Source organism: Aeromonas sp. sif2433 (assembly GCF_019218705.1).
GTDB lineage: Bacteria > Pseudomonadota > Gammaproteobacteria > Enterobacterales > Aeromonadaceae > Aeromonas > Aeromonas encheleia.
Map to the genome: position 1 here is coordinate 216,346 of NZ_JAHUXD010000005.1, position 19,208 is coordinate 235,553.

The 19,208-nt window shown below is 64.6% G+C and carries 16 protein-coding genes and 1 other RNA gene; 9 read left to right on the forward strand and 8 right to left on the reverse strand.

Features of this window, described 5'->3' with window-relative positions; all coding sequences use genetic code 11:
• Window positions 1-48: 48 nt before the first annotated feature.
• The gene (locus KW825_RS09960) at window positions 49-294 is read left to right on the forward strand and encodes a VOC family protein (RefSeq protein ID WP_256353819.1); all 246 of its coding nucleotides are present in this window, start codon (window positions 49-51) and stop codon (window positions 292-294) included.
• Window positions 295-438: 144 nt separating this feature from the next.
• Here KW825_RS09960 and KW825_RS09965 read toward each other — a convergent pair whose 3' ends face one another.
• The 8 genes from KW825_RS09965 to KW825_RS10000 form a co-directional block, all read right to left on the reverse strand.
• The gene (locus tag KW825_RS09965) at window positions 439-894 is read right to left on the reverse strand and encodes a LysR substrate-binding domain-containing protein (protein ID WP_218329089.1); all 456 of its coding nucleotides are present in this window, start codon (window positions 892-894) and stop codon (window positions 439-441) included.
• Window positions 869-2,524: an SEL1-like repeat protein gene (locus KW825_RS09970; RefSeq protein ID WP_218329090.1), complete on the reverse strand. Its 1,656-nt coding sequence runs from the start codon at window positions 2,522-2,524 to the stop codon at window positions 869-871. Before KW825_RS09970 ends, KW825_RS09965 begins: the two co-directional genes overlap by 26 nt.
• 325 nt (window positions 2,525-2,849) lie before the next feature.
• Window positions 2,850-5,726: an aminomethyl-transferring glycine dehydrogenase gene (gcvP, locus tag KW825_RS09975; RefSeq protein ID WP_218329091.1), complete on the reverse strand. Its 2,877-nt coding sequence runs from the start codon at window positions 5,724-5,726 to the stop codon at window positions 2,850-2,852.
• Window positions 5,727-5,990: 264 nt separating this feature from the next.
• Window positions 5,991-6,380 (reverse strand): glycine cleavage system protein GcvH, encoded by a 390-nt coding sequence (gene gcvH, locus KW825_RS09980; protein ID WP_042652427.1) that lies wholly within the window; start codon window positions 6,378-6,380, stop codon window positions 5,991-5,993.
• Window positions 6,381-6,458: 78 nt separating this feature from the next.
• Window positions 6,459-7,556, reverse strand: coding sequence for a glycine cleavage system aminomethyltransferase GcvT (gene gcvT, locus KW825_RS09985; RefSeq protein WP_218290904.1), 1,098 nt, complete (start codon window positions 7,554-7,556; stop codon window positions 6,459-6,461).
• A gap of 452 nt (window positions 7,557-8,008) precedes the next feature.
• Complete coding sequence (locus tag KW825_RS09990; protein ID WP_218329092.1) at window positions 8,009-9,244, reverse strand: FAD-dependent 2-octaprenylphenol hydroxylase; 1,236 nt, start codon at window positions 9,242-9,244, stop codon at window positions 8,009-8,011.
• Between the two features lie 92 nt (window positions 9,245-9,336).
• Window positions 9,337-10,560 carry a 2-octaprenyl-6-methoxyphenyl hydroxylase gene (gene ubiH / locus KW825_RS09995; protein ID WP_218329093.1) on the reverse strand — a complete coding sequence of 408 codons (1,224 nt, stop codon included), beginning with the start codon at window positions 10,558-10,560 and terminating at the stop codon, window positions 9,337-9,339.
• A gap of 207 nt (window positions 10,561-10,767) precedes the next feature.
• Window positions 10,768-11,337 (reverse strand): UPF0149 family protein, encoded by a 570-nt coding sequence (locus KW825_RS10000; protein ID WP_218329094.1) that lies wholly within the window; start codon window positions 11,335-11,337, stop codon window positions 10,768-10,770.
• Between the two features lie 173 nt (window positions 11,338-11,510).
• Between KW825_RS10000 and zapA the strand changes: the two genes are divergently transcribed.
• From zapA to KW825_RS10040, 8 genes are all read left to right on the forward strand, one after another.
• A complete protein-coding gene (gene zapA, locus KW825_RS10005; RefSeq protein ID WP_042652432.1) occupies window positions 11,511-11,843 on the forward strand; it encodes a cell division protein ZapA in 333 nt (110 codons plus the stop codon).
• Between the two features lie 16 nt (window positions 11,844-11,859).
• A non-coding RNA gene (ssrS, locus tag KW825_RS10010) (6S RNA) lies at window positions 11,860-12,042 on the forward strand.
• Between the two features lie 204 nt (window positions 12,043-12,246).
• Window positions 12,247-13,263, forward strand: a complete 1,017-nt coding sequence (locus KW825_RS10015) for a LacI family DNA-binding transcriptional regulator (protein WP_218329095.1) — start codon at window positions 12,247-12,249, stop codon at window positions 13,261-13,263.
• A 51-nt stretch (window positions 13,264-13,314) separates the two neighbouring features.
• Window positions 13,315-14,802 carry a sugar ABC transporter ATP-binding protein gene (locus KW825_RS10020; RefSeq protein WP_218329096.1) on the forward strand — a complete coding sequence of 496 codons (1,488 nt, stop codon included), beginning with the start codon at window positions 13,315-13,317 and terminating at the stop codon, window positions 14,800-14,802.
• Complete coding sequence (locus tag KW825_RS10025) at window positions 14,783-15,775, forward strand: ABC transporter permease (RefSeq protein WP_218329097.1); 993 nt, start codon at window positions 14,783-14,785, stop codon at window positions 15,773-15,775. Before KW825_RS10020 ends, KW825_RS10025 begins: the two co-directional genes overlap by 20 nt.
• Window positions 15,776-15,890: 115 nt before the next feature.
• Complete coding sequence (locus KW825_RS10030) at window positions 15,891-16,844, forward strand: substrate-binding domain-containing protein (protein WP_218329098.1); 954 nt, start codon at window positions 15,891-15,893, stop codon at window positions 16,842-16,844.
• A 78-nt stretch (window positions 16,845-16,922) separates the two neighbouring features.
• Window positions 16,923-18,020 (forward strand): sugar phosphate isomerase/epimerase, encoded by a 1,098-nt coding sequence (locus KW825_RS10035; RefSeq protein ID WP_218329099.1) that lies wholly within the window; start codon window positions 16,923-16,925, stop codon window positions 18,018-18,020.
• Window positions 18,017-19,162, forward strand: coding sequence for a Gfo/Idh/MocA family protein (locus tag KW825_RS10040; protein ID WP_218329100.1), 1,146 nt, complete (start codon window positions 18,017-18,019; stop codon window positions 19,160-19,162). Before KW825_RS10035 ends, KW825_RS10040 begins: the two co-directional genes overlap by 4 nt.
• The last annotated feature ends 46 nt before the right edge of the window (window positions 19,163-19,208 follow it).

Below are 19,208 nucleotides of genomic sequence, written 5' to 3' on the forward strand. Positions count from 1 at the left end.
CCTGATCCAAACCGAGCTCTAAAAAATGGAGGCTTTTACACAGGGCTTATGGCTTATTCACCCTTCCAGGCCGAGACGAGTCGCTACTGGCACACCATCATCGACCACGGTGGCCAGGAGAGCGAGTGCGGCTGGTGTCAGGACAAGTGGGGCATCTCCTGGCAGATCACCCCGGTCGCCCTGCTGCAGGCGATCACCGATCCCGATCCCGCCGCCGCCAGGCGCGCGTTCGAGGCGATGATGCAGATGAGAAAGATCGACATCGCGACCATAGAGGCGGCGCGTCGCGGCTGAGATTGCTATCGCCTCAGGATGCATCTCGTATAAAAACAAAGCCCTCGCCAACTGGCGGGGGCTTTTACTGGGGATAAAACGGCTGGTTCAAGTGGGAAACTGATTGCCTATCAAATGCCATATCAGGCACCGTACCACAAACCTTTAGTCAGACAACATCACCTCGATAAAGGCCTTGGCCGCCGTGGTCAGGGTTTTATGGGGGGCATAGATCAGCGAAAAAACGCGCAGGCGCCCGCGCAGTTCCGGCATGATTTCCACCAGAGTGCCGCGCGCAATCCGCTCGGCGACGATGAAATCATAAGCCTGACAAATACCCAGCCCGCTCTCTGCCAGCGACACGACACCGAGGGGATCATCGGTGACTTCCAGCGCGGCCTCCGGCATCCAATCCACATCCACGCCCCCCTCGCACAATTGCCAGGGGAGCGCGCGGCCGGTGCTGGGGATCAAAAACAGAATACAGCGATGGGTTTTTAATTCCGCCAACGAAGAAGGCATGCCCATGCGCTCGATATAGTCGGGCGCCGCGAATAGCCCCAGGGTTGCCTCTTCCAGCTTGCGCGCCAGCTCGTTACGGCTTGGATGGATACTGCTCAAAGTAGCGGCCGGCCAGTGCCTGCGCCGCTGCCAGTGCGGCGGGGGGCAATTCCTTGGCCACAGCGTCGCGCCACTCAGCCGCCTTGCCACTGCCGTTGGCCGCGGCAACCGAGAACCAGGCATATGCCTGTTTGACATCCTTCGGCACCCCTTGGCCGCTGGCATACATCATCCCCAGGCTGGTTTGCGCCCCGGCATACCCCTGTTCGGCGGCCTTGCGGTACCAGGCCGCGGCCTGCTTGAAGTCCTTTGGCACCCCATCGCCGCGGTAATACATCACCCCCAGGCTGGTTTGCGCCCCGGCATACCCCTGCTCGGCGGCCTTGCGGTACCAGGCGACCGCCTGCTGGTCATCTTTTGGTACCCCCTGCCCGTGTTCATACATCACCCCCAGACTGGTTTGCGCATTGACCTCACCCTGCTCGGCGGCCTTGCGATACCAGGCGAGCGCCTGCTTGAAGTCCTGTGGTACCCCATCGCCGTGGTAATACATCAGGCCCACGTTGTTTTGCGCATCGGCATCCCCCTGCTCGGCGGCCTTACGGTACCAGACGAGCGCCTGCCGGTCGTCCTGTGGCACCCCTTCACCCCGTTCATACATCACGCCCAGATTGAACTGCGCTTTGGCATATCCCTGCTCGGCGGCTTTGCGATACCAGGCTAACGCCTGCAGGAAGTCCTGTGGCACCCTTTGGCCGCGGTAATTCATCACCCCCAGGTTGTTCTGTGCCATGGCATACCCCTGCTCGGCGGCTTTGCTGATCCAGGCGAGCGCCTGCTTGAAGTCCTGTGGCACCCCTTCGCCGTTGTAATACATTACCCCCAGGTTAAATTGCGCATGGGTATCCCCTTGCTCGGCTGCCTTGCGATACCAGGCAGCGGCCTGCTTGAAGTCCTGTGCTACCCCCTGGCCGCGGTAATACATCAGTCCCAGGTTGTATTGCGCCCCGGCATCCCCCTGCTCGGCGGCTTTGCGGTACCAGGCGAGCGCCTGCTGGTCGTCCTGTGGCACCCCTTTGCCGTGGTCATACATCACGCCCAGGTTGAATTGCGCATTGGCCTCCCCCTGCTCGGCGGCTTTGCGATACCAGGCGAACGCCTGCTTGTCGTCCTGAGACACCCCTTGGCCGGTGGCATACATCAGGCCCAGGCTGCTTTGCGCCTTGGCATCCCCCTGCTCGGCGGCTTTACTGCTCCAGGTGAACGCCTGCTTGAAATCCTCTGGCACCCCTTGGCCGGTAGCATGCATCAGGCCCAGGTTAAATTGCGCCTGGACATTCCCTTGTTCGGCGGCCTTGCGATACCAGGCCGCGGCCTGCTTGTAGTCCTGTGGCCCCCCTTGGCCTCGGTAATACATCAGGCCGAGGTTGTATTGCGCCCCGGCATCCCCCTGCTCAGCGGCCTTGCGGTACCAGGCAAGCGCCTGCTTGAAGTCCTGCGGCACCTCTTCGCCGGTGGCATACATCAGGCCCAGGTTAAATTGCGCCTTGGCATCACCCTGCTGAGCCAGAGCGACAACATCGCCTGCCGGGGCCTTCACGCTGGCTTTCTCTTGCTTGTCTGTTGTCGGCTCCGCTTGCCGATCGGGGCAACCGGTTACCAGCAACACCGCCAACAACGGTGCCAACATCGTTTTTTTCATCCCTGGATACCGCCCTGCTGATGTTTGTTCCCCTTTCGCATTGTAGTGCAGCCGGTTATTGAGTCTCCAACCACCACGGGATGGATGGCGCTGCCAGAACTCAGTGGCCTGGTGCAACCACAGAGCGCAGCCTCGATGGATGTCCGGCTGGGTGGATTGAGAGTCCTCAGGGGAGTTGTATTGCGAGCGATGAACATGCCGCGGCCTTGTTGATCAAGGCCGAGACCGGGCCAACACCAAGTACAGTCAGAAGACGAATAAAAAAGACCCTGCCAATGCAGGGTCCTTGAGTTTCCAACTTAAATGGCCGTGATTACTTGGCGTAATCCTCGGTCGGGATGCAGGAGCAGAACAGGTTGCGATCGCCATAGACGTCGTCGATGCGGTTGACCGAGGGCCACAGCTTGGCGGCGCGCACGGCGTCGGAGGGGAAGACCGCCTCGGCGCGGCTGTAACCGCGCGCCCACTGCTCGTCCATCACGTCATCCTGGGTGTGGGGCGCGTTGACCAACGGGTTGTCGGTCAGGCTCCAGTGGCCGTCCTGCACCTTGCCGATCTCGGCGCGGATGCGGGTCATGGCCTCGACGAAGCGATCCAGCTCGCGCTTGGATTCGGATTCGGTCGGCTCGACCATCAGGGTGCCCGCCACCGGGAAGCTCATGGTCGGCGCGTGGAAGCCGTAGTCCATCAGCCGCTTGGCCACGTCCATCTCGCTGATGCCGGAGGCTTCCTTGAGCGGACGGATGTCCAGGATGCACTCGTGGGCCACGCGGTTGTTGCGACCGGTGTAGAGCACGGGGAAGGATTCCCCCAGCTTCTTGGCCAGGTAGTTGGCGTTGAGGATGGCGACCTGGGTGGATTTCTTCAGCCCCTCGTCCCCCAGCATGGCGATGTACATCCAGCTGATGGGCAAAATGCTGGCCGAACCGAACGGGGCTGCCGAGACGGCGCCGTTGTTGCGGCTCTCCTTGTCGGTCTTGACCACCGCATGACCGGCCACGAACGGCGCCAGGTGCTGCTTCACGCCGATGGGGCCCATGCCCGGGCCGCCACCGCCATGGGGAATGGCGAAGGTCTTGTGCAGATTCAGGTGCGACACGTCCGCGCCGATAAAGCCTGGCGCCGTCAAACCTACTTGCGCGTTCATATTGGCGCCGTCCAGGTACACCTGACCGCCATATTGGTGAACGATGTCGCACACCTCCTTGATGGTCTCCTCGTACACCCCGTGGGTGGAGGGGTAGGTCACCATCAGGCAGGAGAGCTGATCCCCCACCTCGGCGGCCTTGGTGCGCAGATCGTCGAGATCCACGTTACCGAACTTGTCGCAGGCGGTGACTATGACCTTGAGGCCCGCCATCTGGGCGGAGGCCGGGTTGGTACCGTGGGCCGATGCCGGGATGAGACAGACATCGCGATGCCCCTCGCCGCGGGACTCGTGATACTTCTTGATGGCCAAGAGGCCCGCGTACTCGCCCTGGGCGCCGGAGTTCGGCTGCATGCAGACGGCGTCGTAACCTGTCACCTTCACCAGCCAGTCTTCGAGATCTGCCAGCAGCAGCTGGTAGCCCTTGGTCTGGGCCAGCGGGGCGAAGGGGTGCAGCTTGCCAAACTCGGGCCAGGTCACCGGGATCATCTCGGCGGTGGCGTTGAGCTTCATGGTGCAGGAGCCGAGCGAAATCATGGCGTAGTTGAGGGCCAGATCTTTGGCCTCGAGACGGTGGATGTAGCGCAACATCTCGGTCTCGGAGTGGTACTTGTTGAACACCTCGTGGGTCAGCACCGCATCGCTGCGCAGCAGATCCTGCGGGATGGCCTGATGAGCCTGAGCCTTGGCATCCAGTGCCTCGACATCCAGCCCGTGCCCTTGGCCCAGGAAGAGGTCAAACAGCTCGGCTACGTCGCCGCGGGTGCTGGTCTCGGACAGGGATACCCCGACGGCGCCATCCAGATCGGCCCGCAGGTTGATGTGCAGGGCCTCGGCCTTGGCGATCAGGGCTGCCTTGTCGGCGGTCAGCACAGTGATGGTATCGAACCAGCTGTCGTGCTTGAGGCTCAGCCCCTTGGCCTTGAGCCCCAGCGCCAGGATGCTGGTCAGGCGGTGCACGCGGGAGGCGATAGTTTTCAGCCCCACCGGGCCGTGGTAGACGGCGTAGAAGCTCGCCATGTTGGCCAGCAGCACCTGAGCGGTACAGATGTTGGAGTTCGCCTTCTCGCGGCGGATATGCTGTTCACGGGTCTGCATCGCCATGCGCAGTGCAGATTTGCCACGGGCATCCTTGGAGACACCGATGATGCGGCCCGGCATGGAGCGCTTGTAGGCGTCGCGGGTGGCGAAGAAGGCGGCGTGCGGGCCACCGTAGCCCATGGGCACGCCGAAGCGCTGGGCGGAGCCGAACACCACGTCGGCGCCCAGCTCACCCGGGGATTTGAGCAGCAGCAGGGAGAGCATGTCGGCGCCGACGCAGGCCAGCCCCTTCTGGGCCTGGACCGCGGCAATCAGCGCCCGCAGATCGGTCACATTCCCGGTGGTACCCGGGAACTGGAACATGGCACCGAACACCGCCTCGCTCACCGCCTGGGCAGCCGGACCGACGCTCACGTCGAAGCCGAAGTGCACCGCGCGCTCCTTGACCACGTCGATCACCTGGGGGTGCACGTCGTCGGCCACGAAGAAGAGGTTGGATTTGGACTTGGCCATGCGCTTGGCGAGCGCCATGGCTTCGGCGGCGGCGGTGGCCTCATCCAGCAGGGAGGCGCTGGCCAGATCCATGCCGGTCAGATCCAGGGTGAGCTGCTGGAAGTTGAGCAGCGCCTCGAGACGGCCCTGGGCCAGCTCCGGCTGATAAGGGGTATAGGCGGTGTACCAGCCCGGGTTTTCCAGCACGTTGCGCAATATGACGTGGGGCACGTGGGTGTCGTGATAACCCATGCCGATGTAGCTCTTGGCGATCTGGTTCTGGGCGGCGTAGCCCTTGAGCTTGGCCAGCGCCTCGACCTCGGTCATGGGGGCACCGATGCCGAGCGGGCCCAGGCGGCGGATGGCGGCGGGGACCGTCTGTTCGATCAGATCGTCCAGGCTCTCGGCGCCCACTTCGGCCAGCAGGGCGCGCAGTTCTTCCTCACCCGGGCCGATGTGACGGCGGATGAAATCGGTTTTTTGCTCGAGTTCAAACAGTGACTGGGTCATTTCCCTATTCCTGATAGATGTTCCTGATAGCCGGCACGGGCCGACTCCACTCATGTTCTGGGCACCGCGGGCACTCTTCTGGCGCGGGCGGCACCGGATGCTGCGGGAGCATCGGCGGGGGGTCGCGATGCTGGCGCCGGCTCACCCCCAAGTGCGGGCGGCAAGCGGATTGGCGCGGGCGACTTCACCCCGTCCACCTAGCGACGGACGCCGGTGGGCTGTCATACAAAAAAGCCCTGCAAATCATTGCAGGGCCCGACAGTCTTACTCTTCGTCTACCACGTTCTGGTAGCCTTCGGCATCCAGCAGGTTGGCCAGCTCAGCGGCGTCATCCAGCTTGATGCGGAACAGCCAGCCAGCGCCGTAGGGGTCGGAGTTGACCAGCTCGGGGCTGCCTTCCAGCTCTTCGTTGATGGCGATAATCTCGCCGCTCACCGGGCTGTAGATGTCGGAGGCGGCTTTCACCGACTCGGCCACGGCGCAGTCTTCACCGGCGCCAATTTGCTTGCCCACTTCCGGCAGATCGACAAACACCATGTCTCCCAGCAAGTCCTGGGCGTGTTCGGTGATACCGACCACGGCCTCACCGTTGGCTTCAACACGGACCCACTCGTGGGAGGTGGCATATTTCAGTTCGCTCGGGATATGGCTCATTTGTGCTTCCTTTATGCTCTTGGATCGCTTCAACAAAAATGGTTCGGCGAAGGGGCACCCCTTCGCCGCGATGGATGATTACACCAGGGGCTGGCCGTTACGGACGAAGGCCGGCTTGGTGACTTTGACGGTGACCAGCTTCTTGCGGATCTCCACCTGGGCCTCGGCGCCGATGTCACGGGGCACCCGCGCCAGGGCAATACTGTAGCCCAGGGTGGGGGAGAAAGAGCCGGAGGTGATCACACCTTCGCGAGACTCACCGCTGGCGCTGGTGAAGGTGATCGGCATGCCGGCACGCAGCACCCCTTTCTCTTCCATCACCAGGCCCACCAGCTTGGGCTGGGTACCGGCGGCCTTCTGGGCCTCCAGCGCGGCGCGGCCGATGAACTGGCGGTCACCAGGTTCAAAAGCCAGGGTCCAGGCCATGTTGGCGGCGAGCGGGCTGATGCTCTCGTCCATGTCCTGGCCGTAGAGGTTCATGCCGGCTTCCAGACGCAGGGTGTCACGGGCACCCAGGCCGCAGGGGGCCACGCCGTTATCCAGCAGCGCCTGCCACAGGGCACAGGCCTGCGGCTCGGGCACCACGATCTCGTAGCCATCTTCCCCGGTGTAGCCGGTGGTGGCGATGAACAGATCCCCCGCCTGCACGCCGAAGAAGGGCTTCATGCCGGCGACGGCCGCGTTTTGCTCGGCGTTGAACACCTTGGCCGCCTTGGCCTTGGCGTTGGGGCCCTGCACCGCGATCATGGCGAGCTCGGGGCGCTCGGTCACGCTCACGGCGAAGTCGATGGCGTGGTGGCGGATCCAGGCCAGATCCTTGTCGCGGGTGGCGGAGTTCACCACCAGGCGGTAGAAGGTATCGGTCAGGTAGTAGGTGATGAGGTCATCGATGACGCCACCGTCCGGATTGAGCATGCCGCTGTAGAGGGCCTTGCCGGGGACGGTGAGCTTGGCCACGTCGTTGGCCAGCAGGTGTTGCAGGAAGGCTTTGACCCGCTCGCCGGTCAGGTCGACGATGGTCATGTGGGAGACATCGAACATGCCCGCATCGGTGCGCACCGCGTGGTGCTCTTCCAGCTGGGAGCCGTAGTTGATGGGCATTTCCCAACCGTGGAAGTCCACCATCTTGGCGCCAGCTTCCAGGTGTTTGGGATGCAGTACAGTAGTCTGGATCATCGCTGTGTTTCCTTAAGCGTTAGCGACAACACTCGCAATCCGTCCCATCTCGCTTGAACATCAGGAAGGGAGACAGGATCACAAGGTCTGTGCTCGTTCCCGCCCTTGCGGGCAAGAGTGATTCCTTGAACGGAGCGGATTATATGACAAGAGCGCTAGGGCGCCGCTCAAAAAAAACTAATCCGCTCACGGCAAACTGACACCAGACACTAAGGTAAAAACAGTGATAAAAACAGTACATGACCGACATTTGCGAGATTTAATGTTGATTTTTACCGTTCCGTCACAATTTGCAGAAAAACGTTTCGCCTGGCGCCAACATTAAAGGCTGACACCCCGCAGGGGCAATCAGCCTCGTCAGATTAGTTTTGTTGTTAAAAACCCCGAGTAATATTAGATTTTTTCACCCTTGGCTAGCGCCGGCGGCTCGCCGTCCGGCCCGGATCACCCTCTTACTTCAGCCGGGTCGGCAAATTTTTCCCCTTGGCCAAGGCGGGTAACTCACCGTCCAGCCCCATGGCGGCCCGGATCACCCCTTGCTTGAGCGGCGTCAGCCCATCGACCGCCCGCAGCCCCACCCCGCGCATCAGCTTCTTGAGCGGATGATTGCCGCTGAACAGCCGCTTGAGCCCCTCCATCGCCGCCAGCATGCGGGCGGCCTCGCTCTTGCGCCAGCGCTCGTAGCCGCGCAGGTTGGCCAGCAGGCCGATGTCCACCCCCGCGCTGTGGCTGCGCAGCAGTTGCTCGGCCAGGGCCGCCGCATCCAGCAGGCCCAGGTTGACCCCCTGCCCCGCCAGCGGATGTATGGTGTGGGCCGCATCCCCCACCAGCACCAGCCGTTCGCGGGCAAAATCGCGGGCATAGCGGGCGGTGAGCGGGATGGCGCTGCGGGCCCCCTCCACCTTGCACAGTCCCAGCCGGCCGTCGAATGCCGTGGTGAGCTGGCGGTTGAACTTTTCGTCATCGCAGGCGCACAGCGCCTCGGCGCGGGCGGCGGGCACCGACCAGACGATGGAGCAGAGATCTGGCTGCCACAGGGGCAGGAAGGCGAGCGGGCCGTCCGGGGTGAAGATCTGGCGCGCCACCGCCTCATGGGGCTCCTGGGTGCGCACCGTCGCCACCAGGGCGTGGTGGCCGTAATCCCAGCTGGTGAGCGGGATGTCGGCCTGGCGGCGCACCCAGGAGTGGGCGCCATCGGCCGCCACCACCAGTTTGGCCGAGAGGGCGCGGCCGTCGTCCAGCAGCAGCACTGAACCCGCCGCACTGCTCTGCAGGCTGGCGGCCCGGGCCGGGGTGAGCAGGCTGATGTTGCTCGCCCCCGCAATGGCATCCAGCAGCGCCAGCTGGATGACCCTGTTCTCGACGATGTGGCCGAGTGCCGGTTGGCGCAGACTGGCGGCATCAAAATCGATATGGCCGAAGCTGTCTTGCTCCCACACCTGCATCCTGTCGTACGGCTGCAGGCGCCGCGCCGCGATCCCGGCCCAGACACCCACCCCTTGCAGTATCTGCTGACTGGCGAGGCTCAGGGCGCTGACCCTGTTGTCCGGCGCGTCCCCGAGCGCGGGATCGGGCAGTTGCCCCTCCACCACCACCACCTTGAGCTCACTCTCCCTGAGCGCGGCGGCGAGCCCAAGGCCCACCATGCCACCACCCACGATCACCACATCCACCGTCTGCATTTGCATCATCTATTTCCTTTCATACCCGGCCGCACCGGGCCACCGGGAACATAAACCGGGGCAGGTCTGGCCTGCCGGTCGGACGCTCGACGCATCCCTCACCTTGTCGCCGTCTGGCTGACGAACCCCAGCGTCTGGGCCGCCAGCGGTGCCTTGAGGCAGGGCAGCCGTCCCATCAGGGAGAGCGCCAGGTTGCGGCCCGCCACCAGGGGTGCGTGGCCATTGGAGAAGAGCTGGGCCAGGGACGAGGTCAGCCAGATGGTGTGGGCCTGATCCTCCTGGCGCCGCCGCCAGTAGCGGCTCAGCACCCCGAAGCTGCCGATCTCTTCCCCGGCCGCCAGCGCCTGGGCCACCGCCTGGGTGAGCAAGTCCAGATCGCGCATGCCGAGGTTGAAGCCCTGGCCGGCGATGGGGTGCAGCAGATGGGCGGCATTGCCCACCAGCACGGTGCGCTGGGCCAGCGGGTAGTCGGCGGCGGTCAACACCAGCGGATAGAGGTGGCGCTGGCCGCTGCGCTCGAAGCGCCCGAGCCGCCAGCCAAAGGCCTGCTGCAGGCGGGTCAGGAAGGCGGCGTCATCCAGCGCCATCAGTGCGTCCGCCTCGGCTCGGGCGACGCTCCACACCAGGGAGGAGAGCCCGTCCTGCATCGGCAGCAGCGCCAGCGGCCCCCCCTCGGTGAAGCGCTCGAACGCCCGACCGGCCGGATCTTGCGCCGTACTGACGGTGGCGATGATGGCGCTCTGCTCGTAGTCGTGGCGGGTCACCGCCAGCTTGAAGTGCTGGCGTACGAAGGAGTTGCCCCCATCGGCCGCCACCAGCAGCCGGCTCTGGTAGCGCTCACCGCTCGCCAGGGTCAGGACTACCCCATCCTCGAGCGGCTCAATGGCCGAGAGCTGGGCCGGGCAGCACATCCGGATATGGGGGCAGGCGGCGATCCCCCGCTGCAGCTCGATGCCCGCCGCCGACAACTCGATCACCTGACCGAGCGCGGGCAGTCCGTACTCCGCCGCCGACAGCCTGGCCTGGCCGGGATGACCCCTGTCCGAGACGTGGATGTCGGTGATAGGGGCGCAGTGAGGGGCGAAGCGGGACCAGAGACCGTGGCGCTCAAGCGCCTCGCAGGTACCGGCCGAGAGGGCGATGGCACGGGCATCGAAGCCGGGATGGGCATTGAGTTCGGGGGCGCTCGCCTCCAGCAGCAGGATCTGCAGGGGCGCACCGGTCGGCCCGCGCAGGGCCGCGAGGGAGAGCGCCAGCACGGCGCCACTCATACCACCGCCGACGATAGCCACATCGACGTGAACCAGAGAGGATTGAGACATGAGATGAGGGGAAGCAGCTAAAACATGGGCTCATGCTATCACAAAGCCGGGGGGCGGGATGCGAAGCCACGGGCAAAAACCGATTCTGGGCCATCGCTTAGCCGGGCAATCCGCTGCCAGACTTGGTCCTCCCCAATACAACGCTCCCATACACAAAGAGCGCCCTTCGGCGCTCTTTTCATGCAATGACGGGCACAGTCACGGGGATCAGTGCAGGGTCGGCGGCGTGTTCGGGGTATCGGGGCGCTTGCCGAACTCTTCGAAGGTCATCATGACCCCGAGGCGCACATGCTCGTAGAGCACCAGGAAGGAGGCTTCGTTCTCGTCATCCTCCTGATCGAACTCGGCAGAGACCTGGGTGATGCTGGCGATGTCCTGGATCATCTCCTGCAGCTCTTCCGAGGCCTTGGACAGCTCCTGCTGCACCACGCCGAAACCGGCAAGGAAGGCCTGGGACCAGTCCACCAGGGCGTCGATACGCTCATCGAGCGGCTCCTCGTCGCTTGGCAACAGCAGCTCGACCCCTTTCTGGGCCATCAGGCTCTCGATCACCTCGTGATAGAGATCGGTCATCAGCTGGCGCACCGGTGCCGGCAGACCGAAACCGTCGTTGACCAGATCGTTGAAGGGGGGCAACCAGCTCTTGTCATCCAGTGCCACGCCACCGCAGACCAGGCCACAGATCACGCCATGGGCCTCGACAGCCGTAGCCATCAGCTCGTGCTGTTCCATCAGGTCGGCCACGACCGCGTATTTCGGGGGGTTCGTTTTGCTCATCGAAGATCCGCTCAAAGTTCAGGCAAATATGCAAAATTTATGGCAAGGATCCTAGCATTCTCCCCCTTCCAGGGCCAGCAAGGCCTTGAAACTTCTGTATCTGCGCTATATAGTCCCGCCCAGTTGTCCACGTGGATAAAGGCGGAAATCAGCCCCGCCGTATTGAGGAAGGCATGAGCATAGAGGCCGTAGAAATCGTCATCTTGGGACGTCCCTACAAGGTATCCTGTCCCCTGGGACAGCAGGATGCCCTGCGCCAGGCCGCCGACCAGCTGAGTGACAAGCTTATCGAGCTGCGTCAACGCTCCAAGGTCTCCAGCAATGAACAGCTTGCCATCATGGCGGCGCTCAACTTCTGTCATGAGCTCTGCCTTGAAAAAGACAAGAACCACCAATATTCTGAGACCATGGACAAGCGGATCAAGATGCTGCAGCGCACCATCGAAGCTGCCTTGATCGAGCACGGACAATATGGTGATTCCAGCGAGCAGGGCCTGCAGCCCTAAACGCGACCCGTTTTAAAATTCCCTGGGATGTGCGTCAGCCGGTTCAAGTCCCCGAGCCGATAATCATACCCAACAGGAGTTCTATCTTCTGACTATTGTGCATGCTCGGCCCGACCGAGAAGCCTGCGGCCAGTTTAGATCTCCGCCTTGAACTCACGGTTCAAGGGCCCAAACCGGCAACGGCATCTCCGGGGTACCTACAGTAAAAAGCCCGTCATCATGATGACGGGCTTTTTTTATCCACGGCCCGCGCCCAGCCCCTATCACAGCAAAATCGCTATTAAAAATACGCATAATATCAATGCGATATCTATTTGTTATTTTTTTGTTACTTCACCCTTGCGAACTCTCCCGGTCTCACCTAAAAATGTAATCGATTACATTTTAAACACAGGAAGCTGGAATGAGCCGCACCCCCGCCCCCGTCAACCCCGTCTCCATGGCCGCCGTGGCGGCGCGGGCCGGGGTGTCGGTCGCCACCGTCTCCAGGGTGCTGAACCATCAGGAGGGGGTCGCCGGCAAGACCAAGGCCAAGGTCAACCTCGCCGTCGAGGAACTCGGCTATAGAGTCAATCAGCTGGCCAACAGCCTGCGCACCGCCAGAAGCTGGCTGCTGCTCATCATGGTGCCCGACCTCACCAACCCCTTCTACATCGAGATAGTGCGCGGCATAGACAGAGTGGCCCGCCAGCACGGCTACTTCGTGCTGCTGTGCGACACCGGCGCCGATCCGGGCCGGGAGTGCTCGGCCTTCGAGCTGCTGCGCACCCACAGAGCCGACGGCGCCATCTGTCTGGATCCCGACTCCATCCAGCAGGGGCTGAGCCAGGAGATCAACGCGCTGCCCTGGGTCGCCTGCTGTGAGTTTGACCCTGCCATGCCGGTTCCCTACGTGGGCATAGATAACCAGGGGGCGGCAGCGGAGGCGATCCGCTATCTGCTGAGCCGGGGCCACAGCCGCATCGCGCTGATAGGCGCGGATCCCGCCTACCTCTACGCCCGCCAGCGCGAGGCCGGGGTCCGCCAGGCCCTGGCAGAGGCCGGACTGACCCTGGCGAAGGAGTGGAACATCCGGGTCACCAGCTTCAGCTTCCTGGCCGGGGCCGAGGCGGCGCAGCACTTGCTCCGTTGCCCGCACCGTCCGACTGCGGTCTTCGCCGTCGCCGATGCGCTGGCCATCGGCCTGATGCACAGCCTGCAAGAGGCGGGGCTGCGCATCCCGGACGACATCGCCATCATGGGCTTCGATGACATCGCCATGAGCGCCCAGCTCAATCCGCCGCTCACCACCATGGCGCAACCCATGGACGAGCTCGGTGCCGAGGCCGCCCGCCTGCTGCTGCAGCGCTTGAACGCCCCCGACACCCCGCTGATCGGCCGCCTGCTCCCCCATCGGCTCGTCAGCAGAGGGAGCGCCTGATGCAAGCCCCCACAAGCAGGCCATTCTGGCTGATCACAACAGGAGAAACTGATGAGCCTCAGTGTCGAATTTAGCGGCGTCTGCAAGGACTTTGGCCCCATCCGGGTGCTGCACGGGGTCGACTTCAGCCTGGCGCCGGGGCGGGTCTACGGCCTGCTGGGGGAGAATGGCGCCGGTAAGTCCACCCTGATGAAGATCCTCGCCGGTTACGAGCCGATCAGCGCCGGGCTGATCCGCATCGATGGCGAGGAGCGCGGCTGGCACTCCTCCCGGGAGGCGGAGCAGGCGGGCATAGTGCTGATCCACCAGGAACTCAACCTGGCCGAGCACCTCACCCTGACCCAGAACCTGTTCCTCGGCCATGAGCTGACCCGGGGCGGCCTGCTGGACGAGCACACCATGGCGACCCAGGCGCAGCACTACCTGGAGCTGGTCGGGCTGCAACGCGCCCCCGCCTCCAGGGTGCGCCAGCTCATAGTGGCGGAGAAGCAGCTGGTGGAGATCGCCAAGGCGCTGTCGCGCCAGGCCCGCCTGCTGATCATGGATGAACCGACCGCCACCCTGACCCCGGGGGAGACGGCGCGGCTGTTCGCCCTCATCGCCAGGCTCAAGGCACAGGGCACCACCATCATCTACATCTCCCACAAGCTGGACGAGGTCCAGCGCATCACCGACGAGGTGGTGGTCATGCGCGACGGCCGTTTCGTCAGCCGGGGCGAGACGGCGTCGTTCAGCCGTCAGCAGATGGCCAACCTCATGGTGGGGCGCGAGATGTCGGACATGTTCCCGCCCAGGCTGCTGCCGCCGGAGGGCACGGAGATCGCCCTCGCGGTGAGCGGGCTCTGCGTCCCCGGCTGGGTGGAGGATCTCGATTTCGAGGTGCGCAGCGGCGAGATCTATGGCTTCGCCGGGCTGGTGGGGGCCGGTCGCACCGAGGCCTTCGAGGCCATCCTGGGCCTGCGCGAGCGCCAGGCGGGCAGGATCCAGCTGGCTGGCAAGGAGGTGCGCATCGACAGCCCGCGCGCCGCCGTGCGCCAGGGGCTCACCTATCTGCCGGAGGATCGCAAGGGCAAGGGGCTGCACCTGCAACTCGGGCTGGCCGAGAACCTCACCCTGATGACGCTGGCACGCTATGCCCACCCCTGGCTGGACAAGGGGGCGGAGCGGGCGGCCCTCAGCAAGGCTATCAATGATTTCGGCATCAAGGCCGGCTCCCACTCGGCCCGGGCCCGCATGATGTCGGGGGGCAATCAGCAAAAATTGGCCCTCGCCAAGTTTCTGCACCCGGACCCCAGGGTCATCGTCCTCGACGAGCCCACCCGGGGGGTGGATGTCGGTGCCAAACGTGACATCTATTTCCTGATCCAGCGACTGGCCGCCGAGGGGCGCGCCGTCATCGTCATCTCGAGCGAGCTGATCGAGCTGATCGGCCTGTGCCACAGAGTCGCCGTGCTGCGGGCCGGCCGCCTCCAGGCGGTGCTGCCCGCCCATCATCTGACCGAAGAGGAGTTGATCGCCTATGCAACAGGTACCCACTGAAAGCCGCAAAGAGCGGTTACTCTCCCTGCTATCGGGCACGGGCCCGCTGCTGGGGCTGATCCTGCTGTGCCTGCTCGGGACCCTGCTCAACCCCGATTTCGCCACCCTGGACAACCTGCTCAACGTGCTGACCCGCACCGCCTTCATCGGCATCATAGCGGTGGGCATGACCTTCGTGATCATGTCCGGCGGCATCGATCTCTCGGTCGGCGCCATGGCCGCCCTGATCGCCGGCGCCATGATCCTCGTCATGAACCGGCTCGGCGCCGGGGCGCTGGCGGATGCCCCCCTGCTGGTGGTGATCCTCGGCATAGGGCTGGCCCTGCTGCTCGGCCTGTTGTTTGGCGCCGGTCACGGCCTGCTCATTACCAGGGGCAAGATTGAGCCCTTCATCGTCACCCTCGGCACCCTCGGCATCTTTCGGGCCGTCCTGACCTATCTGGCCGATGGCGGCGCCCTGACCCTGGACGATGCCCTCAGCGATAGCTACAGCCCCGTCTATTACGGCAGCCTGCTGGGCGTTCCCATCCCGGTCTGGGTCCTGCTGCTGGTGGCGCTGGCGGGGGGGCTGCTGCTCAACCGCACCGCCTTCGGCCGCCATGTGCAGGCCATCGGCTCCAACGAACAGGTGGCGCGCTATGCTGCCATCCGGGTCGATCTGGTCAAGCTGCTCACCTATGCGCTGCTCGGGCTCTGCGTCGGCATCGCCACCCTGCTCTATGTGCCGCGTCTCGGCTCCGCCACCCCCACCACCGGGCTGCTGTGGGAGCTGGAGGCCATCGCCGCCGTGGTGGTGGGGGGCACCTCCCTCAAGGGGGGCGAGGGGCGCATCTTCGGCACCCTGGTGGGTGCCATACTGCTGTCGGTCATCAGCAATATCCTCAATCTGACCAGCATCATCAGTGTTTACCTCAATGCCGCCGTGCAGGGCATCGTGATCATCATGGTCGCCTTCATGCAACACAGGCGTTGAGACTGTTGTGGACAGGAAGACGAAGGCGAAGAAACGGCAGTGAAACGAGCGGCGGGGTCTCCCCTCGCCAGCGACAAGGAACGGGCACAAGCCCAACAGTCAAGAGGCTATCAAGATGAACAAGATGCTACACACCCTGGGCGCCTGCGCCCTCATGATCGCTGCCGGCAGCGCCTCGGCGGCCGAGAAGATGACCCTGGGGGTCTCCATCCCGACCGCGACCCACAGCTTCACCGCCGGCATCGTCTGGTGGGCCAACAAGGCCAAGGAGGATCTGGAGAAGGCCAATCCCGATCTCAAGGTGATCGTCAAGACCGCCGCCAATGCCCCCGAACAGGCCAACCAGCTGCAGGATCTGCTGACGGTCAACAAGATAGACACGCTAGTCATCTTCCCGTTTGAGTCAGCCTCCCTGACCAAGCCGGTCGCCCAGCTCAAGCAGAAGGGGGTCTATGTCACCGTGGTCGATCGGGGGCTGACCGACGTCAGCGCCCAGGATGCCTACGTGGCCGGGGATAACACCGCCTTCGGCAAGCTGCCGGCCGAGTTCATGGCCAAGACCCTGAATGGCAAGGGAGACATAGTCGCCCTGCGCGGCATTCCGACCACCCTGGACAACGAGCGCTTCGAGGCCTTCAGCGGGGTGATGAAGCAGCATGGCGGCATCAAGATCCTCGACGCCAAATATGGCAACTGGAACCGGGATGATGCCTTCAAGGTGATGCAGGACTTCCTGACCCGCTTCAAGCACATCGACGCCGTCTGGGCCGCCGATGACGACATGGCGGTGGGGGTGCTCAAGGCCATCGATCAGGCCAAGCGCACTGACATCAAGCTGGTGTTCGGTGGCGCCGGGGCCAAGGGGGCGATCAAGACCCTGATGGACGGCAGCGATCCCCGCATCCAGGCCAACGTCTCCTACTCCCCCAAGTTCATGTATGACGCCATCATGCTCACCGCAGAGGCCCGCCTCAAGGGCGAGCGCCTGCCGGCCAACACCATCATCCCCTCGGTGCTGATCACCCCGCAAACGGCCAAGGAGTTCTACTTCCCCGACTCCCCGTTCTAAGGGATGGCTGGCGACCGGAGGCTCCGGTCGCCAGCCTGTCGTCCTGAGACTCATCCCTCTTCTTATTCAGGAGTGCCCATGAAGACCATCAAGGGACCGGCCATCTTCCTCGCCCAGTTCATGGGGGAGCAGCCGCCATTCGATACGCTCACCGGCCTGGCGGACTGGGCCGCCGGCCTCGGCTTTCGCGGCCTGCAGCTGCCGACGGACCCGCGCCTGTTCGATCTGGGCCTGGCGGCTGGCAGCCAGGATTATTGCGACGAGATAAGCGGCCTGCTGGCCGAGCGGGGGCTGGTCATCACCGAGCTCTCCACCCATCTGCAGGGCCAGCTGCTGGCCGTCCACCCCGCCTATGACAGCCTGTTCGATGGCTTCGCCCCGGCGGCAGTGCGCGGCAAGCCCGCCGCCCGCACCCAATGGGCCGCCGACCAGCTCAAGGCGGCCGCCCTCGCCTCCCGCCGGCTCGGGCTCAGCGCCCACGTCACCTTCTCCGGCGCCCTCGCCTGGCCCTATCTCTATCCCTGGCCCCAGCGGCCCGCCGGGCTCATCGAGGAGGCCTTCGCCGAGCTGGCCCGGCGCTGGCTCCCCCTGCTGCAGGCCTTTGACGAGGCCGGGGTGGACGTCTGCTACGAGCTGCATCCGGGGGAGGACCTGTTCGATGGCACCACGCTGGAGCGCTTCCTCGAGGCAACCGGCGAACATCCTCGCGTCAACGTACTCTACGACCCCAGTCATATGCTGTTGCAGCAGCTCGATTACCTCGCCTTCCTCGACCTCTATCACGAGCGGGTGCGCGCCTTTCACGTGAAGGATGCCGAATTCAGGCCGTCGGGGCGGCAAGGGGTCTACGGGGGCTACGCCCCCTGGCTGGCGCGGGCGGGGCGCTTTCGCTCCCTGGGGGATGGCCAGATCGACTTTGGCGCCATCTTCAGCAAGCTCGCCCAGTACGACTACCCCGGCTGGGCCGTGCTGGAGTGGGAGTGCGCCCTCAAGCACCCGGAGGATGGCGCCGCCGAGGGGGCCGACTTCATCCGCCGCCACCTGATCCGGGTCGCCGAGCGCCCCTTCGATGACTTCGCCGGCAGCGGTCTGACGCGGGAGGCAGTCAGAAGCCTGCTCGGCCTCGGCGATAGCTTGAGCGGTAATTCGGGCGGCAAGATGGGAGAGAAAAAATGACGAGACGACTGCGTCTGGGCATGGTGGGCGGTGGCCAGGGGGCCTTCATCGGCGCCGTGCATCGGCTGGCGGCCCGTATGGACGATCACTATGAGCTGCTCGCCGCGGCCCTCTCCGCCGATCCCGCCAACGCCCGGGCGAGCGCCCTCGCCCTCGGGCTGGATCCGGCCCGCGCCTACGAGGATTACGCCAAGATGGCTCAGGCGGAGGCGGCCCGGCCCGACGGCATCGAGGTGGTGGCCATCACCACCCCCAACCACCTGCACGCCCCGGTGGCGCGCGCCTTTCTCAAAGCCGGTATCCACGTGATCTGCGACAAGCCGCTGGCGCTGACCCTGGCCGAGGGGGAGGAGCTCGCCCGGCTCGCCCGCCAGCAGCGGCGGCTGTTTGCCCTCACCCACACCTACTCCGGCTACCCCATGGTGCGCCACGCCCGCGAGCTGGTCGCCGCCAGTGAGCTCGGCGAGCTGCGCTACGTGCAGGTCGAGTACCTGCAGGACTGGCTCGCCAACCCCATCCCCCCCGGTCAGAACAAACAGGCGGACTGGCGGGCCGATCCGGCCCGCGCCGGGCGGGCGGGTTGCCTCGGCGACATAGGCACCCACGCCTACCAGCTGGCGGCCTTCATCACCAGGCAGCTGCCGAGCGAGCTCGCCGCCGAGTTGCACAGCTTCGTGCCGGGGCGGCTGGTGGACGATCATCTGCAGGTCTGGCTGCGCTACCCCAACGGGATGCGCGGGTCGCTTAACGCGAGCCAGGTCGCCAGCGGCGAGGAGAACCGGCTGCAGATCCGCCTCTATGGCGACAAGGCCAGCCTGATCTTTCGGCAGGAGGAGCCCAATGCGCTCTGGCTGACCCCCATTGGCGGGGCCAGCCAGCGGCTGACCCGGGGCCGGGTGGAGAGCGCGGCGGCGCGCCACGCCAGCCGGGTGCCCGCCGGTCATCCCGAGGGCTATCTGGAGGCCTTCGCCCAGCTCTACACGGACGCGGCCTTGCAGATCCACGCCCTGGCGGCCGGGCTGGCGCCGCCCCCCGAGAGCCTGGCCCTCACCACGGTGGAGGACGGGGTGGCGGGGATGCGCTTCATCGAGGCCAGCCTGGCCAGTCACGCCGCCGCCGGACGCTGGCTCCCGCTCTCCTGACGCCTGAACGACAGAAGGAGGAGCCCCCACCGCAAACAGGCGGACG